This window comes from Dokdonella sp. GW821-FHT11D02, assembly GCF_058808595.1.
In genome coordinates, this window is record NZ_CM179520.1 from 2,860,224 (window position 1) to 2,880,245 (window position 20,022).

The window sequence follows — 20,022 nt, forward strand, 5'->3', positions numbered from 1 at the left end:
AAAGCGCTCCCCGTCCTTGTTCGGCGCCGACGCTACGGCACATCGCCCGGCCCTCGCTGCGACCGTTATCGGCGCGCCGACGACGCCGCGTTCGGATCGGATCGGAGCGCCGCCCCTGGACGGTGCTGCGGATCGCATTGACCCGGCGCATGGCTAGCCGGGATTATAGCCATCCCCTTGACGCTTCCCGGAGCCGGTCATGTTCGAAGGCCTGCGTTTCCAGCATTGGCACCCCGCACGCGACGACGATGGCATCGTGGTGCTCGCGCTGAACCGCGCCGGCAGTTCGGTCAACGCTCTTTCGCGCGCCGTACTCGACGAGCTTTCCGAGATCGTCGAACGCCTGTCGTTCGAGCCGCCCAAAGGCGTGGTGATCCGCTCGAGCAAGGCGGCCGGCTTCGTGGTCGGCGCCGATCTCAAAGAGTTCGAAGGCTACGAGCGCAGCGGCGGCGTGTTCGATGCGATCGAGAACGGCCAGCGCGTGTTGCAGAAGCTGGCGCGGCTGCGCTGCATCACCGTCGCTGCGATTCACGGCGCCTGCATGGGCGGCGGCACCGAGATGGCGCTGGCCTGCCGCTTTCGCGTCGCCGCGCGCGATCCGTCCACGCGCATCGGTCTGCCCGAGGTCAAGCTCGGCATCTTCCCCGGCTGGGGCGGCACCGCGCGCCTGCCGCGCTTGATCGGCGCGCCGGCCGCGCTGGAGCTGATGCTGACCGGACGCGCAGCCTCGGCCGAGAACGCCAAGGCAATCGGTCTGGTCGATGCGCTCAGTTCGCCCGATCTTCTGCTCGAAACCGCGAAAGAGCTGATCCGCCATCCGCGCAAGCGCCCGTTCGCGCAGCGCGCCACCGCCTGGGCCACCAACACCTGGCCGGCACGCCAGATTCTCGCGCCGATGCTGGTCAAGCAGACCGCGGCGAAGGCGCGTAAAGAGCACTACCCCGCTCCGTTCGCGCTGATCGAAACCTGGCGCCGCGGCGGCTCCAGCATCACGCAGCGGCTCAAGCTGGAAGCGCGCGGCGTGGCCAAGCTCGCCACCACGCCGACCGCACGCAACCTGATCCGCGTGTTCTTCCTGCAGGAACGCCTCAAGAGCCTGGCCGGTGGCGCCGAGCACGGTATCCAGCACGTGCACGTCGTCGGCGCCGGCGTGATGGGCGGCGACATTGCCGCGTGGTGCGCGCTGCGCGGCTTCCAGGTGACCTTGCAGGATCGCGAGATGAAGTACGTGCAGTCGGCGCTGGACCGTGCGCGCGAACTGTTCGGCAAGAAATTGAAGACACCCGATCGCATTGATCCGGCGCTGGCGCGCCTGAAGGGCGACGTCGAAGGCACCGGCATCGCGTCGGCCGATCTCTTGATCGAAGCGATCTTCGAGAACGCGGAAGCGAAGGAAGCGCTCTACCGCGCCGACGAGCCGAAGCTGAAAGCCGACGCACTGCTGGCGACCAATACCTCGAGCATTCCGCTCGACGAGCTGCGCCAGGCGGTCGCCGCGCCGAGCCGCTTCCTCGGCCTGCATTACTTCAATCCGGTCGCGCTGATGCCGCTGATCGAGATCGTCCGCCACGACCATCTCGATGCGGCGAACGAAAAGCGCGCGCTGGCGTTCTGCAAGGCGATCGACAAGCTGCCGGTGCCGGTCAAGGGCACGCCGGGTTTCCTGGTCAACCGCATCCTGATGCCCTACATGCTCGAAGCCGCACGCGCTTTCAGCGAAGGCATTCCGGGGCCGGTCATCGACAAGGCGGCGAAGAAGTTCGGCATGCCGATGGGACCGATCGAGCTGATCGACACGGTCGGCCTCGACGTCGCCGCCTCGGTCGGCAAGGAGCTGGGCCCCTTTCTCGGCCTCGACATTCCAGCCACGCTCAGCGAGCGCGTCGAAAGCGGCAAGCGCGGCAAGAAGGACGGTGAAGGCCTGTACGTGTGGAAGGACGGCAAGCCGCAGAAGCCCGACGTCGATCCGAGCTACGTCGCGCCGGACGATCTCGAAGACCGTCTGCTGCTGCCCATGCTCAACGAAGCGGTCGCCTGCCTGCACGACCGCGTCGTCGACGACGCCGAACTGCTCGATGCCGGCGTGATCTTCGGCACCGGCTTCGCGCCGTTCCGCGGCGGCCCGATCCAGCACGTGCGCGACGTCGGCCCGAGTACGTTGAAAGCGAAGCTCGAAACGCTCGCGCAGAAATACGGCGAGCGCTTCAAGCCGCGTCCTGGCTGGGACGACGCCGCGCTCGCCGGCGGCGAGCCGGCGCGCACGAACGCGGCTTAGCGCGGGTCGAAGCCATCGGCGAACAGCTTCTCGTCCGCCGGCTGATGTTCGAGCGCACCGATATCGGTGGCGGCACCGAAGCTGCGTGCATAGCTCCCGCCGCGCTGGTCGCTGGCCAGCGCCGCGGGATTGCTGCCGGCGTCGATCGCGCAGGATCCTTCACCGAGCCGGTGCGTCAGGGTGGCGCCGCCGTTGGTAGCCAGCGGCATCAGTAGCGGATCGCAGCGCAGCGTATCGGCCGGAAACGTCGCCGTGGCGGACAGCGCTCCGATCAGATTGTGGTCGCCGACGATCGCGATCGATCCCATCTCCCCAGTCGTATCGATCAGCGCGACGTCGGCATCGCCGCTCGCGCCGTTGCCAAACAGCAGACTGCTGTCGAGCCGTATGCTCGCCGACGGGTCGACGCCCCAGACGGTCACGCCCCCGCCGCTCGCCTGTTGCGCGCGGTTGCCGACGATGGAGCTGTTGCTGACATTCGAGCTGAGGATGAAAACGAGGCCTGCGCCCCAGGAATTGGGACCGGAAGTGAAGTTGCCCGAGATCGTGCTGTTGCTGATTTCCGAAACGGTACTGAAAACTCCACCGCCGTAGGACGCATAACCGCTGGTCGAGTTGCCCGAGATCGTGCTGCCGCTGGCCTTGACGAGGTAGGCGTAGCCGGCCCCGCCCCACGAGCCATTGCCTTCGGTCGTGTTGCCCGACACCGTCGAGTCGGTCAGCGTGATCGTCGCCAGCGGCACGTGGAAGCCACCGCCGAAACCGGCGTCGCCGCTGGTCCAGTTGTCGGCGATCGTGCTCGAGATCACGGTCACGTCGACCTGGCGCGTCGCAATGCCGCCGCCCTGCGAACCGACTTCGAGCGTGGCGTTGCCGGTGATGAGACTGCGCGTCAGCGAGACTGGCTGGTAGTAGGAATAGATGCCGCCGCCGGGAGACGACTGGCCGGTCGTCGCATTGCCGCTGACGACGCTGTCGATCAATTCCAACCCGGCGCGCGCGAGGATGCCGGCGCCGCGTCCCTGCAATTTGTTGGTGACGTTGGAGGAAATCTCGCTGCTTTCGACGCTGAGGTTTCCGCGCGCCAGAACGCCGGCGCCGCCGCCGTACAAGTCGGCTTCGTCCAAGCGGCCGCCGCTGATCTTCATCGAGCGCAAGGTGAGCGGCGCGCTTTCGCGCGTGTCGATGATGCGGAAGGTCGCGTCGTTGGCGCCGCGGCGCAATTCGACGCGGCGCTCCTGCCCGTCCAGCACCAACTCGCCGGTGATCGAAAGACTGCCGCCGGCTTGCTTGGTCAAGGTGATCGAGTCGACGCCGGCCGCGAACTCGATCGTATCGGCGCCGCTGCCGGCAGCGCAGCCGGCGACCGCCGCATCGGTGTTCGCAGCGGCGACGGCATCGCGTACCGTGCAGCGGCCGGCGACCGAACCGTCGGCGTCGCTGTCGACGATGAGGGTGGCGGCCTGCAAGGTCGGCAGGCCGAGCAAGAGCAGCAGCGCAGCGCTGAGCGGGCGCAGGCGCGAGGGAAAGGAAAGACGATGACAGTGAGCACGCATGAGGTTCTCCGCTGGCGGCCGTGGCGGCGCTATGGGATGGAATCGAAGCCGTCGGCGAACAAAGCGTCCGCGCCGAGCGAGAGCTGCACCGGCAAGGTTCGCCGACGCTGCATGGGGTCGTTGCTGTACAGGCACAGATTCGCGCTGTAGGTACCGTCGGCCAGCGCGCTGCCGTCGAAGTCGATGCTCAGCGTCTGCGCGGCGCCGCCGGCGGCGATCGAGCCGTTCGACGAGGACAAGGACAGCCACGGCACCTGCTCCGGCGCGGTGCAGGCGTTCATGCGCCGGGCGACCGCGAGCGACTGCCACACGGCCCAGGCGCGGTCGATGCCGAAGATTTCCGCCTTGAACGTGGTCGCGGCGCTGGCCGGATCGACCGTCCACAGCGCGCCGCTGCCGTGCGCCGACAGTGCCGTCGAGGAGAGCAGATAAAACTGCCCGATCGAAGGGTCGTAGTCGAGCGCGAGAGAACCGACCGCATCCGGATCGAGCGCGCCGATCACCACCGCCTCGGCGGTGTGCTTATCGAGCATCAGCAGCGAATTCAACGCGTCGTCGACGGCGTAGAGCTGGCCTTGCGTATCGAAGGCGAGATCGGCGAGACGCGGCGCGTTCGCAATGGTGCCGACCGGCTGCACCGAAGCGGTGGCCAGGTCGAGAGTCCACAGTGCGCTGCCCTCGCCTTCCGAGGTGGCCAGATACATCGTGCCGGTGGTCGGGTCCTGGCGCATGCCGGCGATCTGGTTCAGCAGCAGCGGCACCGTACCGATGACTTCGTACGGCGGCGCGGTCGGATTGGGCTCGATCGCGGTGCGCCAGCGCAGCAGCTCGTGCGTGTAGTGGTCGATGGCGTAGAGCTGGGTGAAATCGTCGTCGGCGAACGCGATGGCGAAGATCAAGCGGCCGTCGAGGTTGGCGACGATCTTCGCTCCGTCCGCAAAGGAATAGTCCGGATGCGCGGGAGCGAAACGGATCAACGAACCGAAGCCGATTCCGCTGAAATCGTTGTTGAGATCGAATGCATACAGCGGGGTCTCGCCTTCCCCAGTACCGGTCAGCAGCGGATCGCGCTGCGCCCGCGTCGGCGCGCTCAGCGGGAACAAGCCATGGCTCGCCGGTGCGATGCCGCTCGACCAGTCGAGCCGGCCCTCGCCGTCATTGCCGATGTCGAACTGAACGCGCCCGCGGCCGTGCGTAGGCAGGTTCGCGGCAACCGAATCGGCGCTGCGCAGTTGCGGCGCCAGGCCGACGATCTCGAGCGCGCGCGAATCGACGTGCACCGACGGCGTCGTCGGCGTCCACACGATGCGGCGCACCGTTTGCAGGCTCGGCGTGCGATTCGAATAGCCGACGCCGTGCAGATCCTTTTGCAGACCGATGCTGGCATTGCCGCCGTCGTCTTCCTGCGGCAGCGCACCGAAGCGCGTGTTGCGGTACTGGAATTCGAGCTGGTCGCTGCCTTCGTGCAGGATCAGCTCGGCGTCGAGGCCGAGGGTCGGATCGACCTGGCCCGGCGGAATCGTGGTCGGTACTTTCTGATACCACTGGATCACCAGCTTCCGGTTCGGCGCAGCGCCGATCAGCTTGCGATGGATCGAGCCGTAGCGCGGCCACAGCTTGGCCGCATAGACCGCCGCGAACGGACTGTTCTGAATGTAGTCGGCGTTGGCGACCGGAATCGCGCCGAGCAAGGGCGTTTGTGGACACTGCTCGTTGGAGACCGCCGCGAACACGCCGTCGTTGCTGATGCAGTAACGATCCATCGCCTTGCGGTAGAAGCGGAAGTCGAACGGCATCGACGCGACCTCGTCCGGCGCCACCGTCTCGCCGTCGCGCGCATCGATGTAGTCGGCCGGCTGGCTGTCGTCGTAGCGGTAGTCCTGCGGCTCGGTCTGCGCCGTCGCGGTGGCCGAGAGGGTCTCCGAACGGCCGACCGTGATCGTGCGGTGGTAGCGATAACTCGCTCCCGGCGCGAGCTCGCGCGAATCGTCGCTCAGGATCGTGCCGACGCGATCGTCGCGCAGCCAGTGGTGGCGCAAGGTCTCGGCCGAGTCGTTGACGATTTCGTAGCAGAGATTGAGGCGGTCGCCGAGGGTCGCTTCGACGCGGCTGGAGCCGTTGCAGGCGTCGGGCGCGGCCGCGTCGTACGGCGTCGCGGTCACCGCCAGGCGCAGGCCGGCGGAGCCCTGCGGATTCGCCCCGATCACCACCCGGTCCAGACCCAGCCGCGCCGAGGCGCGATGCGTCGGCGTCTGCCGCACGTAGTAGCGGAACGCGATGCGGCCGACGCCGCTGGTCGGCACGCCGGCGCCGGGACCGACCGTGTACGGCGTCCACTCACCCGGAAAGCCGTCTTCGGCTTCGTCCGCGTTGATGTCGAGCAGGACGGTGTCGAAACCGCCGACGTCATCTGGTCCGTCGCCGACGTCGTTGCAGGCGCCGCTGCCGCACAGGCGCACCTGCAGGCGGTCGATGGCGGGGGTGAGTTCGGGATCGATGAAGCTGCGGGCGTGGAAGGACAGCGAGAACGACTCGCCGAACGCGATCGGCGGGCTCAACAGCCAAGCGCTGACGATGCCGTCTTGCGGCACCTCCTGCGGATTGAACGGCACGATGAAGGACTGCGGCGGCGCATCGTAGGCCAAGTAGCCGTACGGCGATTGCCGATGCCAGCTGTGCCCGAGGCCGCCGTAGCGCGCCGCGAACTCGCTGTTGTCCTGACGCATCCAGCCGTTCGCGTAGATGCCGACGCCGACCGCTCCGAATTCCTCGAAGCCTTCGTTCACGACCAGCGGCAGGTTCGCGCCGGCCGCCATCGCCGTGGCGCCGTACAAGAGCGCGGCCAGCAGACTCCATTGTCTCGTCATGATTCTCGATCCTCTTGTGCGGGCAGCGCCGCTTTCCCCGATAGCGCCGTTCCGTCGTGCGGAGCGGCCTTGCAGACGACGAGCGACGCTAGGTCATCGGCGCGAAGGCGCCCTGAGAAAATCGTCTCCAAACGATCTCCGCGCCGTCAAAACGCACACAAGAGCGATCTCCGCGTCGGAAATCAGCGACTTAGAGAGAGCCTTGCGGATCGCGCTCGCCGGCGAGCCGAGCCGCGGCGACGGTCGCGGCGGCGGCGAGGTCGTGTTCGTCGAGCAGCCAATAGAGCTTGGCCGCGGCGCGCGCGGCGCGGAAATCGCGCTCGACGAACGGCGCCAGCCGACCGGCCAGCATGGTCGCCGTTTCGCGATCGCCGGCGCCTTCCAAGTGCCGCGCCCAGGCGACGCAGACGGAAACCAGCGCGTCCGGATACGCATCGCGGTCGACCACCGCTAGCGCCGCCGCGAAACGTGCGGCGGCGGCCGAGTCCTTGCGCAACGCCGCTGTCTCGGCCTCGAGCAAAGCCAACGCCAATGGATACAGCTTGTCGCCGCTGCCGTCGCCGCTACGCAGATGCTGCAGCAGGCGCTCGGCCAGCGCAGCGTCGTCGGCGCGCGCGGCGGCCGCCACGAGCGTCAGCATCGCGCCGCCGAGACTGGTGCGATAGGTCGGCTCGGCCGGATGCTCGATGCGCTGCAGCCACAGCGGCAGCTGCTCCGGCGCAAACGCGGGCTTGGCTTGGGCGGTGAGCAGATCGACCCGCAACAGCAACAGATCGGGCACCGCCTCGGCGCTGTCGACTGCAGCGACCGTGCCGAGCGATTGCAGCAGCGCCTCGACCTCGCGCAAATGGCCGTTGGCGAGCAGCGCGTTGCCGTGGACCACGGCCAGATAACGCACCAGGATCGGATTGTCGAGGCGCGCCGCCAGCTTCCAGCCGCGCTCGCCGAGCGCGAGCGCGCGCGGCAACTCGAGCAAGGCCAGGCGCGCGCCGGTCGCGCCGATCAGCGCGTTGGCGAGACGATCGTTCATGCCGAAGCGTTCGAGCACATCGGTCGCGCGCTCGAACGCCGCCGCCGCGTCGGCGTAGCGGCCGCGCGCGCGCTCGGCCAAACCGGTGACGGTATCGAGATTGGCCAGCATCGCCGGATCGCCGGCACGCGCCATCGCCACTCGCGCACGGCCGAAGTCGGCGAGCGAGGCGTCGACCTGGCCGAGGTAGCCTTCGGCCAGGCCGCGCATCATGTGCGCCTGGCCGAGCTGGGCCGGATCGCCGCGTGCGCCGAGCAAGTTCAGCGCTTCGCCGTAGCCGGAGATCGCCTCCGCATAACGTTGCCGCCGCTCGGCGATCGCCGCCAGGCCGAGCTGCGCCGCGATGCGCGTGGTAGGTGTGAGCGATGCGGCGGAATCGGACAGCCGCCGGAAGCCGGCCGCCGCCTCGTCGAGCCGGCCGCGGCGAAACTCGGCTTGCGCGATCTTCACGCGCAGGCGTTCGTCCTGTTGCAGCGCGGGCGGCGCCGACTGCGCCAGTTCGAGCGCGCGCGCGTGGTCGCCGGCGAGACTTGCCGCCTCGATACGCTGCAACAACTCGCCCAGCGGATCGGACGGCAGCTCCAGCTGGCGCGCGTCGATGCCGGCGACGCGCAGCACGCGATCGACCGCCTCGTTGGCGGCCTGCAACGGATTGACCGCGCGCGCGTCGACCGACTCGACCGAATCGGAGGCGTACACGGCAAAGCTGAGCTTCCAGCTGCCGTCGACGCGTTCGGCGCGCGGCGCGATCAGGTAGGACACTCCGGCGACCAGTTTGAGCTGCATCAGCTGCGCCGGATCGCCAGGATCGAATTGCGGATGCTGGCCGAGCAACGCGAGCACGCGCTCGCTCGGCATCACCGCGACCTCACCGCTCTCGCGCAGGCGCGCGGCGAGATAGTCCATCACGCCGAGCCGCACCCAGGCGCTGTCGCTGCTGTCGGCGGCGAGCGCGACCGGCAGAACCAGGAATCGCGCGCTCGGCTCGGTCATCGTGCTATCGGTTATCGGCGTGACGCGTGGCGGCGTCGACAAGGGCCGCGCGCGCCAGAGCGCGGCGGCGAGCAGCATCCCGACGAGGACGATCAAAGCGGCGAGCAGGAGTCGCCGCCGCGGATTGCGCGAGCGAGATGGCGACAGGTGTTCTGCCGGCGACAACGGCACCACGGCGGGTGTATCGGTGGTCACCGCCGTTTCCGCGGCCGGCAACGGCGTGTCGATCGACTCCACCGGCGCGACCCATTGGTAGCCGAAACGCGACACCGTGCGCACGATCGACGCCTCACCGCCGCCTTCGCCGAGCGCGCGCCGCGCTTTCCACAAGGTCTGCGCCAGCACCGGGTAGCCGACATCGGCGCGCCCCCACACCGCCGAGATCAGCTCATCGCGACCGACCGCGCGATCGCGGTGTTCCAGCAGGTAAGCCAGACATTCGAGCGACTTGGGCGGCAGCGCGATGCGTTCGCCGCTGCGCGTCAGCGTGCGCGCACGCGGATCGAAGAGGAAGCCGACGAACGCGTAGCGGCGCGCGGGATGCGTGGGATTGGCCGCCATGGTTGTGCTTGCTCGTACCCAGGTAGGCGGATTGCGATGGTATTGCTTTGGCGGCTCGTCGTTCGTGGTCAACGAGCGCTCAGTGGCGCAAATCCCGGCTCCGATGGACTGCGCGTTACCAGCCGTCCTTGGCGCTCCCCCGCTCGGCTTCCTGCCTCGCCCTCAGCCGCCTGAGGGCGGCTTCGACCATGGCTCGCCAGCGAACGAGCGCACGACGCCCGACGGCGTCGTGCAAACGCTCGTTCGCTACCAATGCACTCCGCGCATCAATGCGGCGAAGGCGACCTGCTCGGTAGTCGGCTGCTCCAGCTCGTCGCGCCCCTTCATGCCCTTGGAGGCGGACGAATCGGGGAACAGGCGGAACGCCGTGTTCATGACGATTTCGTAGACGCGCGGCGCCAGCGCGTAGAACACCTGCGCGAAGATGCCCAGCCGCGTGGCGATGCGCACCGGGCGTTCGACGATCGCTTCGATCACGATGTCGGCCGCTTCGTCCGGCGACAGCGTCGGCACCGATTCGTACATCTTGGTCGGCGCGATCATCGGCGTCTTCACCAGCGGCATGTTGATGGTGGTGAAGCTGACGCCGTTGTCGGAATACTCCGCCTGCGCGCAGCGCGAGAACGCGTCGAGCGCGGCCTTGGAAGCGACGTAGGCGGAGAAGCGCGGCGAATTGGTCAGCACGCCGATCGAGGAGATGTTGACGATGTGGCCGCGATGACGCTCGGCCATCTTCGGCAGGAATCCCATGATCAGCCGCAGCGCGCCGAAGTAGTTCAACTGCATCGTGCGCTCGAAGTCGTGGAAGCGGTCGAAGCTGGCGCCGATCGCGCGCCGGATCGAACGGCCGGCGTTGTTGACCAGCACGTCGACATGGCCGTGGTCGGCCAGCACGTCGGCGACGAACTTGTCGCAGGAAGCGAGATCGGCCAGATCGACTTGATAGGTGTGGCAGATGCCGCCGGCCGCTTCGACTTCTTTCTTGGTCTCGGCCAGCTCATCCGCGCCGCGCGCGCAGATCACCAGCTTGGCGCCGGCCGATGCGATCTTCAACGCGGCCGCCTTGCCGATGCCGGACGAGCCGCCGGTGATCACCACGACCTTGCCCTTGACCTTGCCGCCGAGCGAATGATCGACGAACAGGTCCGGATCGAGGTGGCGCTCCCAGTAGTCCCACAGCCGCCAGGCGTAATCCTCGAGCTTGGGCAGCTTGATCTTCGAACCCTTCAGCGCGCGCTCGGTCTCGCGGCTGTCGAAGCGCGTCGGATAGTTGACGAACTTCATCACGGAAGCCGGAATGCCGAGGTCGCGCAGCAGCACGTTGAGCACGCGCTTGACCGGCGGCAGATTGCCGAGCGCGGCGCGTACGCCGGACGGAACGAAGCCGAACATGCGCGCGTCCAGGCGCATCGTCATCTGCGGCGCGTGGCCGGCACGCGCGAACAGATTCAGCACTTCGCCGATGCGGCGCGGCGCCGGGTCGGTCAGGTGGAAGGTGTGGCCGTCCAGCGACGGCTTGTGCGCGATGTGATCGAGCGCGGCAGCGACCCAATCGACCGGCACCAGGTTGAGGCGACCGCCTTCCAAGCCGATCGTCGGCATCCACGGCGGCAGCGCCTCGCGCATTTTCTTGATCATGCGGAAGAAGTAGTACGGGCCGTCGATCTTGTCGATCACGCCGCTGCGCGAGTCGCCGATCACGATGCCGGGGCGATAGACCCGATACGGCCGCGCGTATTCCTTGCGCACCAGTCCTTCCGAATCATGCTTGGTGCGGAAGTACGGGTGATCCAGTTCCTCGGCCTCGTCGAACATGTCTTCGCGGAACACGCCCGAGTACAACCCGGCCGCCGCGATCGAGCTGACGTGATGGAAGCAGCCGGTCTTGAGCGCGTCGGCCAGTTCCAGCGCGTGACGCGTGCCTTCGACATTGGCGACGATCTGGCTGTCGGCATCGGCGGCGAGGTCGTACAACGCGGCGAGATGGAAGAAGTGTTTGACCTTGCCGGCGAGTGCGCGCTGCGCCGCCGGCGTCACGCCGAGCTTGGGCTTGGACAAGTCGCCGATCACCGCGACCAGACGCTTGTCGTCGACGCCGAGCCGTTCGCGCAACTCCTCGAACTTCGCCAGCGATTCCTTGCGCACCAGACAATGGATCGTGCCCTTGCGCTCGATCAGCCGCTCGAGCAGATGCCGGCCGATGAAGCCGGTCGCTCCGGTGACGAAGTAAGTCATGCTGCACGCCCTCCCGTCTCGTTGTGCGGGCAAGCATAGACCCGGATCGGCGACGCTGGCTACGTCCGAGCAGAGCGCCGCGACGTGTTGTAAGCTCGGCTTCCACAACGCGCGCAGCGCCCGGTGAGCGTCCATGTCCGATCTCAAAGCCCGCTTCGAAAAAGCCGCCGAAGACGTCAAGCAACTTTCCGAACGCCCCGACAACGACACCCTGCTCAAGCTCTACGCGCTGTACAAGCAAGGATCGGACGGCGACGTCTCCGGCCCCAAGCCGGGCTTCTTCGATTTCGTCGGCACCGCCAAGTACGAGGCCTGGGCCAAGCTCAAGGGCACCAAGGCGGAAGACGCGCAGCAGAAATACGTCGACCTGGTGAAAAAGCTCGCCGGCTGACGACGTTCGCATTCCGGCCGCAGCGAGGCCGCGCATGGCCCGGCACACGCGCGAGCGCATCCTCGACGCCAGCCTCGCGATGTTCAACGCGCAGGGCGAGCCGAACGTCAGCACCAACCACATCGCCGACGAACTGGGCATCAGCCCCGGCAATCTCTACTACCACTTCCGCAACAAGGACGACATCGTCGAGCACCTGTTCGCGCGCTATGAGGCGCGCCTCGACGAGGCCTTGCTGCTACCCGAAGGCCGCGCACCGGATCTGGAAGACATCTGGCTGCAACTGCACCTGGTGTTCGAATCGCTGCGCCAGTACCGCTTCGTCTATCGCGACCTGGTCGACATCCTCGCGCGCAACCGCAAGCTGAAGCTGCGCTTCGCGCGGATCATGACGCGTGCCGAAGCGAGCACGACCGGCCTGCTGCGCGGACTGGTCGCCGCCGGCGCGATGAAGGCCAGCGCCACGGAGATCCGCGCGCTGGCCGAGAACGTGCTGCTGGTGGCGACGTTCTGGATGAGCTTCGCCGCCGTGCGCGGAGGCAAGGCCGAAGCCGACGAGACCGACCTCAATCGCGGCATTCATCGCATCATGATGTTGATCGCACCGTTCCTGCGCGAAGCCGAGCGCGCGCATCTGAACTCGCTCGCACACGCGTACGCGCACTGAGACGACCACTGCGGCGCCTCGGCTACGGTGTGCAGGCTCCGCTTTCTGCGTCTTCGAAACCGCTGCAGAAGATCGCGTCCGCGGACCCCGCCGAGTAGGCGTAGAGGGCGCCCTGAAACGGGTTCTCGCTCACCGTCGTACCGATCGCGCCGACCAGGGCGAGATCCTGCTCGAGCGCGGTCGACCAACCGTAGAACGAGGTCGCGCCGCCGTCGCCGGCGACGAACTTCGCCCCCGCGGCCCAAGCGCCGTTCGTGCGCCCGTGAAGATAGGCGGCGCCTTGCGCGCTGTTCTCGCCGACCGTCGCGAACGGCGCGCCGACCAAGGCGGTGTCCCCACGCAAGGCGACCGCGTAGCCGTAGTTGTCGCTGGCCGCACCGTCGGCGGCGACCAGCTTGCCGCTTTGAGTCCAGTTGCCGCCGGCAGCGCTGAATACGTAGGCGGCACCCTGCCCTTCGTTGCCACCGATGGTCGCGCCGATCGCGCTGACCAGCGCGGTGCTGCCCGACAACGCGACCGCGGTGCCGAAGCGGTCGCTGCCGGCGCCGTCATCGGCGACGATCTTTTGCGCTTCGTTCCAATGGCCGTCGGTTTGCGTGAGCACGTAAGCCGCGCCCTGGTCGGCATTCTTGCCGATCGTGGCGGACAGTGCGCCGATCAGCGCCGTCGAACCCTCGAAGGCGAGCGCCGCACCGTACAGATCGTCCGCCGCGGCGTCGCTGGCGAGCAGCTTCTGCGTCTGCGCCCAACTGCCGCCCGCGCGCTGGAACACGTAAGCGGCACCCTGACGATCGTTCACGAACGGCGCGCCGATGATCGCCGTGTCGCCTTCGATCTTCAGCGCGTAGCCGAAGTCGTCCGAGGCCGTGCCGTCGTCGGCCACCAGCTTCTGCGCCTCGCTCCACGAACCGTCGGCTCGGTTAAACACGTAGGCGGCGCCCTGGTCCACGTTGCCGCCGATCGTGGTGCGGATCGCCCCGACCAGCATCGTCGTGCCGTGCACGGAAACCGAGGCGCCGAAATTCTCGCCGCCGATGCCGTCGCCGGCGACCAACTTCTGCACCTGAGTCCAACGGCCGTCGACTTTGGCGTAGACGTAGACCGCGCCTTGGCGTGCATTGCCGTCGATGGTCGCGAACGGAGCGCCGACGTAGGCGGCCTCGCCGACAACGGCAACCGACCATCCGAACTGCTCCATCGCCGCGCCGTCGGCGGCGACGAATTTCTGCTCCTGCCACGCTGGGGCACCGAGCATCGAGGCTGGACTCGCTCCACGCGGAAAGCTGCCGTCGACGCCGCGAAACAGCGGTTCCGATGCCTGCGCAGCGGGATGCACCTGCCACGAAGCGATTCGCACCAGCGGCGCGCCGCCGCCGTCGAACGCCGATGCGGGCGCAGCCAACAAGGCGGCGCCGAGGCTGCAGGAAAGCTGCAGCGTATTGATTCGTCCTGCCATGAAGCGAACCCCCTGATGAATGAAATGATGTGAGCCGAACTCAGCGCTCCGCTTCCTCGCCGCGCCGCCACGACGGTCTACTCGCGACGGAGCCTGCGCCGCAGCGCGCGCGGCAGCATTCGCTTCGCGTTGACGGCGCATTTCCATCGTGTTGCCGGCGGGCCGGCAGTGCGCCTTACTTTCGCTGCGGCGCAAGGTGCGCGCCGCCGCAGACACCGCTCGCAGCACCGTCGAAGCCGTCGCAGAAGATGCCGTCGAGCACCGGCTCCGCCACGAGCAGGCTGTAGTCTTCGGCCTGGCCGAAGCCGAAGCTGCCGCACGGCGCGGCGGCCGAACCGAAGTTCTTGGTCACGCGCAGACGCGTCGTGCCGAGCGCTGCGGCGGCTGGCACCGCGATCTGCGCACGTACCTGCCGGCCGTCGCTCCCGTCGGAATTGAGCAAGGTGCCGATCTCGTAGGCTTCGCCGGCATCGGCGAAGGATTGATTGCCGTTCCAGTCGATGTAAGCGACGACGACGGCGTCGAAATCGCCGCCGGTATTGCCTTCGACCGTCATCGTGAGCGAACCGCCGGGCGCCACGCGCGTGCGCACCGCGGTGAAATCCTCGAGCGGCGGTGAACCATCGACCTCCGCACTTGAAGACTGGTCGACGTCGCCGAACGCGACGCGGCTGATCGGGCCGATCCCACCCGGGAAGTCGATACGGCAATACGGCTCGGGGAAGGTGTAGCCGATCTTCAGTTCCGCGCTGGCGCGGAACGGACTGTCGCCGTGATCGGTCTTCAACGCACCGATCGCGAGTTCGTTGGTGTAGCGGCCTTCGATCGCCGACTGCACGTCGACCTCGATCGCACACGAGCCATTGCCCGGAATCTTCGCCCCTGCAGCGAGGGAGATCGCGCCACTACCGGCGGCCGCGGTCAGCGTGCCGTCCGCACAATTCGTGCTCGCGTTCGGCGCGTCCGCGACCACCACGCCGGCGGGGAACGCATCGGTGAACGTAGCAGTCAGCGCGGCGGCAGTCTTCTGCGGATTGGTCAGCGTGAGAGTCAGCCGACTCGGCACCCCAGCCGGTACCACCGACGGCACGAACTGCTTCGCTACGGTCGGCGCGGTGTTGCGCGTGACCGTCAACGTGTAGTCCTCTGCCTGGCCGAAGTTGTCGCTGTAGCAGGCATCCACCGCCGGGAAATTCTCCTGGTCGCGCACGATACGCAGCCGCGTCGTGCCGGGCAGCGCATCCGCCGGTATCGCGATGTCCGCCGTTGCCGGCCGTCCGGTCGCGTTCTCGTCGACCAGCGAGCCGACCGCGTACGCTTCGCCCGCGTCGAAGAAATCGCCGTCCTGGTTCCAATCGATGTAGGCCGAGACGACATGGCCGTTGGTGGCGCCGGTGCTGCCTTCCACGCGCATCGGAAAGGTGCCGCCCGGCATCACCTCGCCGACGAAGGCGGTGAAGTCTTCCAGCGGCGGCGAGCCGTCGATCGCGGCGTCGCTGGTGTGGTCGATACCGGCGAACGCGAGGCGCGTGATCGGCTCCACTGCCCACAGGAAGGGAATGTCGCAGTACGGCTGCGGGAAGAGATAGCCGACCTGCAAGGTCGCCTCGGCCGGATTGAGGTTGTTGCCGTGGTCGGTCGCCAGCGCACCGGAGGCAATCGAGTTGAGATGGCGTCCGCGCGCGGACGACGTCACGTCGAGCACGATTTCGCAGGTGGCGGCGGCAGGAATCTGCGCGCCGGCCGCAAGCCGGATGCTGGCAGCGCCGGCTTCGGCCGACAGGGTGCCGCTGCAACTCGTCGTCGCGTTCGGCGCGGCAGCCACGACGACGCCGGCCGGCAACGCGTCGATCAAGTCCGCGCTGAGTACCGCGGCGGTCGGCTGGCTGATGTTGCGCAGTTGAACGTGCAAGCGGCTCGTTGCCCCGGGCTGGATCAAGTCGGGTTCGAAACGCAGCGCCAGCGCCGGCGCGACCGGACCGAGCGCGCCGCCGACGGCACGGATGAAAAGGGTCTTGTAGCCAGGAAATTCACCGGCGAGCAGATGCCAGCCATTGCCGTCGTGCCGGTCGTAGCCGCTCGAATCGGCGGCACCATCGGTGTCGGCGGCGATGTTGACCCAACCGCCAGCGGCCGGCGTCGACGGCAGCCGCGCGCCGACGTAGACGCTGCCGCTGTCGATGTTCAACGCCATCGGCGTCAGATCGAAACGAAAAAAACTCGGTGTCGCGCCCGACTGCGGGCCGATCGGCTGCGCAGTCGCGGCGAGACGGCCCAGTTCGGTACCCGGTGTACCGTCGACGCCGTCGTCGTCCCACACCACGATCTCGAAGTCGAGCGCGGGCACGCCGCTTTCCTGGAAGAAATCGAAGCACGCGCTCGAGAACGTGGCCGGGTAACTTGCCGGTGTGAATTTCTCGGCGAACTCCCAGCGGTGCGCCACCCAGACCGTCAGGGAGTAGCCGGTTTCTACACTGCCGTCGTCGCGGACGACGATGCCGGGCGTCGCGCTGTCGCACGCGTCACCGCCGAAAGGAAGGGCGACAGCATTCGCCGCGCCGAAAAGCAAACCGAGCGCAGCCAGCGCCGTTGCAAACGGACTCATCGAAATCGCTCCGGGAAATGGGCGCCGCGCGCTGCGCGCGGCGCGGGCGGAATCAGTCGGCGTCGAAGCCGTCCGCAAAAACGCGATCGGTCGGTTCGAGCGTGTTGAGCAGGCGCATCGCGGCGAGGTCGCCGATGCTCCAGTCCGCAGTGCGCAGACTGCGACCGGCGAGCACGATGCGGCCATCGGTCTGCAGGGCGATCGCGCTGAGTTCGCTGTTCACGCCGCCCGGTGCGACGTCGGCCAGGATCACGCCGTGGTCGGCGAAGCCGGCATCGAGCCGGCCGCTATCGGTGGCGCGCAGCGCATAGAAGAGCTGCTTGTGATCGCCCTCGACGTAGTACGTCGCGCCGACGATCAGCTTGCCGTCCGGCTGCACCACCAGAGCGGTCGGGTTCATCGTCTGCGCATCCGGCGCGGGCTGCGGTTTGAAGTAGCCGGGTGTGGCGAGGTCGCCGAAGCTGGCGTCGGTGCTGCCATCGGGCAGCAGCGCACCGAGCACGAGGCTGCTCTGGTTCTCACCCGAGATGTGATAGCCGGCGAACACGACGCGGCGGTCCGGCAACAGCGCCAGCTGCTGCACGGCGTTGGAGGTCGAGGCATCGGTCGGATCGTGGAACACGCGCCAACCGACGCCGGCGAACGCAGGATCGAGACGGCCGACCTTGTCCAGCCGCGCGATCGCGTAGTCGTGGCCGTAGTGTCCCCACTTGCCGGGAATTTCGTAGTTGCCGCCGACGACCACGCCGTCGCCGGCGGTCACCGCCAAAGCGTCGAGTTCGCCCCACAAGTTCTCGCCGCCCGACCACGGAATGTGCGTGATGCCGGCTTCGCCGAAGCTCGAATCGAAGTCGCCGTTCGGCAGCAGGCGCACGACGACGCTGACGGTCAGCGTGCCTTCCACCGCATCGCCGCAGGCGAGCAGGCGCCCCTGGCTGTCGACACCGAGTGCGGACAGGCGCAAGCGATCGGGCATCGCGGCGACGCCGCTGTCGCCGAAGTTCGGATCGAGTTCGCCGGCGGCGTCGATCTTGGCGACGAAGCCGCGTGGGGTGAAGGCGCCGTAGGCATCGCCGGCGATCACCACCGAACCGTCGGCGAGGCGTTGGATCGCATGGATCTCCTGCATGCGCTGGCCGGAGACCAGACTAGGCAGTACGAGTACGCCGGGAATCTCGATGTTGCCGAAGCTCGCGTCCGCGCTGCCGTCGGCGTTGAGCCGCGCGAACATCGCGCGGATTTCCGGTTCGAACGGATTGTCGCTTTGCTTGTAGCGGGAGCCGGCGAACAGGAGCTTGCCGTCCGGCAGCGCGATCGCGGCGCTCGGCTTGAACGAGATCGCTTCGATCTGATCGGGCGCCACGTAGGCGATACCGGCGTCACCGAAACTCGAATCCACCGCGCCGTCGACCGCCGCGGCCGGCATGCTGACTAAGGCCGCGCACAGCGCGATTCCCGGCCCGAACTTAGAACCCCATTGCATAAGAACCCCTGTCGACCCCGTTGCAGTGGTGATCGAGATTGCGGCGCGTGCGGCAGCGGCGCACTCCGGTTTCGTTAGGGCCGCGTCTGGGTCTCGTCAAGGCGGGATCAAAACGTCGTTCGCAATGAATCGGAAGCTTTTGTCACACCGGATCACCGATGTCCGCCGGCGATGCGCAGCCGTTTCACTCCATGCCGAGCGCGTTGCGGATCGGCTGCAACGCGGCTTCGTCGAGGCTGACCACGCCGTCGATCTTTTCGGCGACGAGCTTGGGTTCCGCGCCGGAGTTGTCGTAGATCCAGGCGCGATCGGCCGCCTCGAGGAACCAGGGCAGTTGTTCGAGCGAACGCCGGTAGCGGTCGACGATCTTGTCTTCCGGCACGGCGTGACCGCCCTTGGCGACGCGCAGCCGCACGCGCTCGACGTTGCGCTCGGGCGAATCGAGCACGACGTAGATCAGGCTGACTTCGAAGGAGCGGCGCTTGGCCAGCTCGACCAGGCGCCGGTACTTCGGTGTCGACAGCACCGTCTCGACACCGACCGATTGATGCGCCTCGACCGAGGATTCGAGCCAGGTCTCGATGCGGCGTACGGCGGCGAGGTTCGCGGCGGGCAGCTCCTCGGCTTCGACATCGCGGATGCGCGCCGCCAGCAGATCCGGATTGATGATCCAGACCGAACGGCCGATGTGTTCGATGCTGACGCCGGTGTAGACGCTGCTTTTGCCCGAGCCGTTGGGTCCCGCGATGATCAGCAGTAAGGGCGGATCAGCGCTTGGCGGGAGCACGATCGCGGACGCCGGTCACGGCTCGGTTGTCCTTGCGCGCCTTGCTCACATTGGTGGCGAACACGCTGCGCAAGGCGCTGCCGAACTGCGGGCTGCCCGAATCGACCGCACGCACCGTCACCAGCTTGCCTTCGGCGTCGCGCACACGCTTGATCTTGACCATGGCGCTCTTGGCGGCGCGGTGGGCGAGCGATTTGACGACGATCTTCATGGCGTTGGGTCTCCTGCCGCGCACTCTATCGTATTGGAGGTGGCAGCGCGGATTTCCAGCTCAGCGTCCCGGGCGGATCTGATTGCGTTCCTGCTGCCGGTCCCAGGCGCGCAGTTCGTCGCGCAGATGCGCGATGCGCTGGCGGCCGAGCGCGTTGCGGCCTTCGTCGAGCACTTGCGCGTCGAGCAATTCGGCCAGCCGCTGCGCGGCGGGCAGCAGCATCTCCCACGCGTCCAAGGCCGGCAGCGGACCGGGCAAGGTCATGAACAGCGTCACGCCGGGCGTGCGCACCGCGTCGAGCTGGGTCATGTCGAAGCTGCCCGGCTTGACCATGTTCGCCATGCTGAACACCGGACCTTCGGCGTTGCGGCCGAGCACGAGGCGATGAAAGATGCCCATGTCGCCGAACTGCAGGCCGGCTTTCTCCGCCGCGACCACCACGTCGGCGCCGGCCAAGGTCTCGCCCGCGCGCGCGGCGACGTACAGGGTGACGATGCGTTCGATCTGGCGTTCGACCGGCCGCGCGCCCACGCTGGATCGCGCCGGCGCACGTGCGGCGCCCTCCTCGCCCGCGTTCGAACCGAGGCGCTCGAGTTCGGCTTGCAGGGAGACGTCGAGTTCGCCTTGTGAGGGTTCGCCTTGCGCGTCCGGGTCGCCGAACACCGGCTCGATCCGCTCGCCGCCGGCAGCGGCCGCTTTGGCCGCGCGGCGCTCACCTTGCTCGGGCCGTTTCGGCCGCCCGAACAGGTAGATCAACAGCAGTGCAATCGCACCGAGAACGACGAGCGGGATGCCGACTGCGGGGTTCCAATCCATCTTGCTTGCCTCGCTCCGATTCGACCGACGTTCCAGCCATCCGAACGTGCCGCCGCATCATGCACGCATCGGCCCGATGCGACAAACGC

At 67.7% G+C, this 20,022-nt stretch carries 13 protein-coding genes; 3 read left to right on the forward strand and 10 right to left on the reverse strand.

The genetic code is table 11. The annotated features are described in order from the left end of the window. Window positions 1-199 precede the first annotated feature (199 nt). Complete coding sequence (locus AC3QL3_RS12070) at window positions 200-2,275, forward strand: 3-hydroxyacyl-CoA dehydrogenase NAD-binding domain-containing protein (RefSeq protein WP_492893878.1); 2,076 nt, start codon at window positions 200-202, stop codon at window positions 2,273-2,275. On the opposite strand, the gene AC3QL3_RS12075 is transcribed toward AC3QL3_RS12070, so the two are convergent. The 4 genes from AC3QL3_RS12075 to AC3QL3_RS12090 form a co-directional block, all read right to left on the reverse strand. Beyond that, window positions 2,272-3,831 (reverse strand): choice-of-anchor Q domain-containing protein, encoded by a 1,560-nt coding sequence (locus AC3QL3_RS12075; RefSeq protein ID WP_492893880.1) that lies wholly within the window; start codon window positions 3,829-3,831, stop codon window positions 2,272-2,274. The two genes, AC3QL3_RS12070 and AC3QL3_RS12075, sit on opposite strands and share 4 nt — an antisense overlap. Before the next feature lie 29 nt (window positions 3,832-3,860). Continuing rightward, window positions 3,861-6,698, reverse strand: a complete 2,838-nt coding sequence (locus tag AC3QL3_RS12080) for a choice-of-anchor J domain-containing protein (RefSeq protein ID WP_492893882.1) — start codon at window positions 6,696-6,698, stop codon at window positions 3,861-3,863. Window positions 6,699-6,888: 190 nt separating this feature from the next. Beyond that, window positions 6,889-9,282, reverse strand: a complete 2,394-nt coding sequence (locus AC3QL3_RS12085) for a winged helix-turn-helix domain-containing protein (protein ID WP_492893884.1) — start codon at window positions 9,280-9,282, stop codon at window positions 6,889-6,891. 246 nt (window positions 9,283-9,528) lie between these two features. After that, entirely contained in the window at window positions 9,529-11,517 is a 1,989-nt protein-coding gene (locus tag AC3QL3_RS12090) for an SDR family oxidoreductase (protein ID WP_492893886.1), read from the reverse strand. 133 nt (window positions 11,518-11,650) lie between these two features. Here AC3QL3_RS12090 and AC3QL3_RS12095 point away from each other — a divergent pair, with 133 nt between their 5' ends. Together AC3QL3_RS12095 and AC3QL3_RS12100 are read left to right on the forward strand one after the other, a co-directional pair. Next, complete coding sequence (locus tag AC3QL3_RS12095) at window positions 11,651-11,908, forward strand: acyl-CoA-binding protein (RefSeq protein WP_492893888.1); 258 nt, start codon at window positions 11,651-11,653, stop codon at window positions 11,906-11,908. 34 nt (window positions 11,909-11,942) lie between these two features. Further along, on the forward strand, window positions 11,943-12,575 hold the full coding sequence (locus tag AC3QL3_RS12100) for a TetR/AcrR family transcriptional regulator (RefSeq protein WP_492893890.1): 633 nt from the start codon (window positions 11,943-11,945) through the stop codon (window positions 12,573-12,575). Window positions 12,576-12,597: 22 nt separating this feature from the next. On the opposite strand, the gene AC3QL3_RS12105 is transcribed toward AC3QL3_RS12100, so the two are convergent. The 6 genes from AC3QL3_RS12105 to zipA all read right to left on the reverse strand — a co-directional run bounded on the left by AC3QL3_RS12105 (window position 12,598) and on the right by zipA (window position 19,933). Next, window positions 12,598-14,031, reverse strand: coding sequence for an FG-GAP repeat protein (locus tag AC3QL3_RS12105; RefSeq protein ID WP_492893893.1), 1,434 nt, complete (start codon window positions 14,029-14,031; stop codon window positions 12,598-12,600). Between the two features lie 175 nt (window positions 14,032-14,206). Further along, window positions 14,207-16,636, reverse strand: a complete 2,430-nt coding sequence (locus tag AC3QL3_RS12110) for a DUF7933 domain-containing protein (RefSeq protein WP_492893895.1) — start codon at window positions 16,634-16,636, stop codon at window positions 14,207-14,209. Window positions 16,637-16,688: 52 nt separating this feature from the next. Then, a complete protein-coding gene (locus tag AC3QL3_RS12115) occupies window positions 16,689-18,119 on the reverse strand; it encodes an NHL repeat-containing protein (protein WP_492893897.1) in 1,431 nt (476 codons plus the stop codon). 184 nt (window positions 18,120-18,303) lie between these two features. Then, entirely contained in the window at window positions 18,304-18,906 is a 603-nt protein-coding gene (locus AC3QL3_RS12120) for an ATPase (protein ID WP_492893899.1), read from the reverse strand. Beyond that, entirely contained in the window at window positions 18,887-19,117 is a 231-nt protein-coding gene (locus tag AC3QL3_RS12125; protein ID WP_492893901.1) for a hypothetical protein, read from the reverse strand. Before AC3QL3_RS12125 ends, AC3QL3_RS12120 begins: the two co-directional genes overlap by 20 nt. Before the next feature lie 60 nt (window positions 19,118-19,177). Next, window positions 19,178-19,933, reverse strand: coding sequence for a cell division protein ZipA (gene zipA, locus AC3QL3_RS12130; protein ID WP_492893903.1), 756 nt, complete (start codon window positions 19,931-19,933; stop codon window positions 19,178-19,180). Window positions 19,934-20,022 lie beyond the last annotated feature (89 nt).

What these genes read in the sequence shown, in the direction of transcription:
- AC3QL3_RS12070 (WP_492893878.1), top strand. Translation starts at nt 200, where the DNA reads ATGTTCGAAGGCCTGCGTTTCCAGCATTGGCACCCCGCACGCGACGAC.
- zipA (WP_492893903.1), bottom strand. Translation starts at nt 19,933, where the DNA reads ATGGATTGGAACCCCGCAGTCGGCATCCCGCTCGTCGTTCTCGGTGCG.
- AC3QL3_RS12075 (WP_492893880.1), bottom strand. Translation starts at nt 3,831, where the DNA reads ATGCGTGCTCACTGTCATCGTCTTTCCTTTCCCTCGCGCCTGCGCCCG.
- AC3QL3_RS12115 (WP_492893897.1), bottom strand. Translation starts at nt 18,119, where the DNA reads ATGCAATGGGGTTCTAAGTTCGGGCCGGGAATCGCGCTGTGCGCGGCC.
- AC3QL3_RS12080 (WP_492893882.1), bottom strand. Translation starts at nt 6,698, where the DNA reads ATGACGAGACAATGGAGTCTGCTGGCCGCGCTCTTGTACGGCGCCACG.
- AC3QL3_RS12095 (WP_492893888.1), top strand. Translation starts at nt 11,651, where the DNA reads ATGTCCGATCTCAAAGCCCGCTTCGAAAAAGCCGCCGAAGACGTCAAG.
- AC3QL3_RS12100 (WP_492893890.1), top strand. Translation starts at nt 11,943, where the DNA reads ATGGCCCGGCACACGCGCGAGCGCATCCTCGACGCCAGCCTCGCGATG.
- AC3QL3_RS12110 (WP_492893895.1), bottom strand. Translation starts at nt 16,636, where the DNA reads ATGAGTCCGTTTGCAACGGCGCTGGCTGCGCTCGGTTTGCTTTTCGGC.
- AC3QL3_RS12085 (WP_492893884.1), bottom strand. Translation starts at nt 9,282, where the DNA reads ATGGCGGCCAATCCCACGCATCCCGCGCGCCGCTACGCGTTCGTCGGC.
- AC3QL3_RS12105 (WP_492893893.1), bottom strand. Translation starts at nt 14,031, where the DNA reads ATGGCAGGACGAATCAATACGCTGCAGCTTTCCTGCAGCCTCGGCGCC.
- AC3QL3_RS12125 (WP_492893901.1), bottom strand. Translation starts at nt 19,117, where the DNA reads ATGAAGATCGTCGTCAAATCGCTCGCCCACCGCGCCGCCAAGAGCGCC.
- AC3QL3_RS12090 (WP_492893886.1), bottom strand. Translation starts at nt 11,517, where the DNA reads ATGACTTACTTCGTCACCGGAGCGACCGGCTTCATCGGCCGGCATCTG.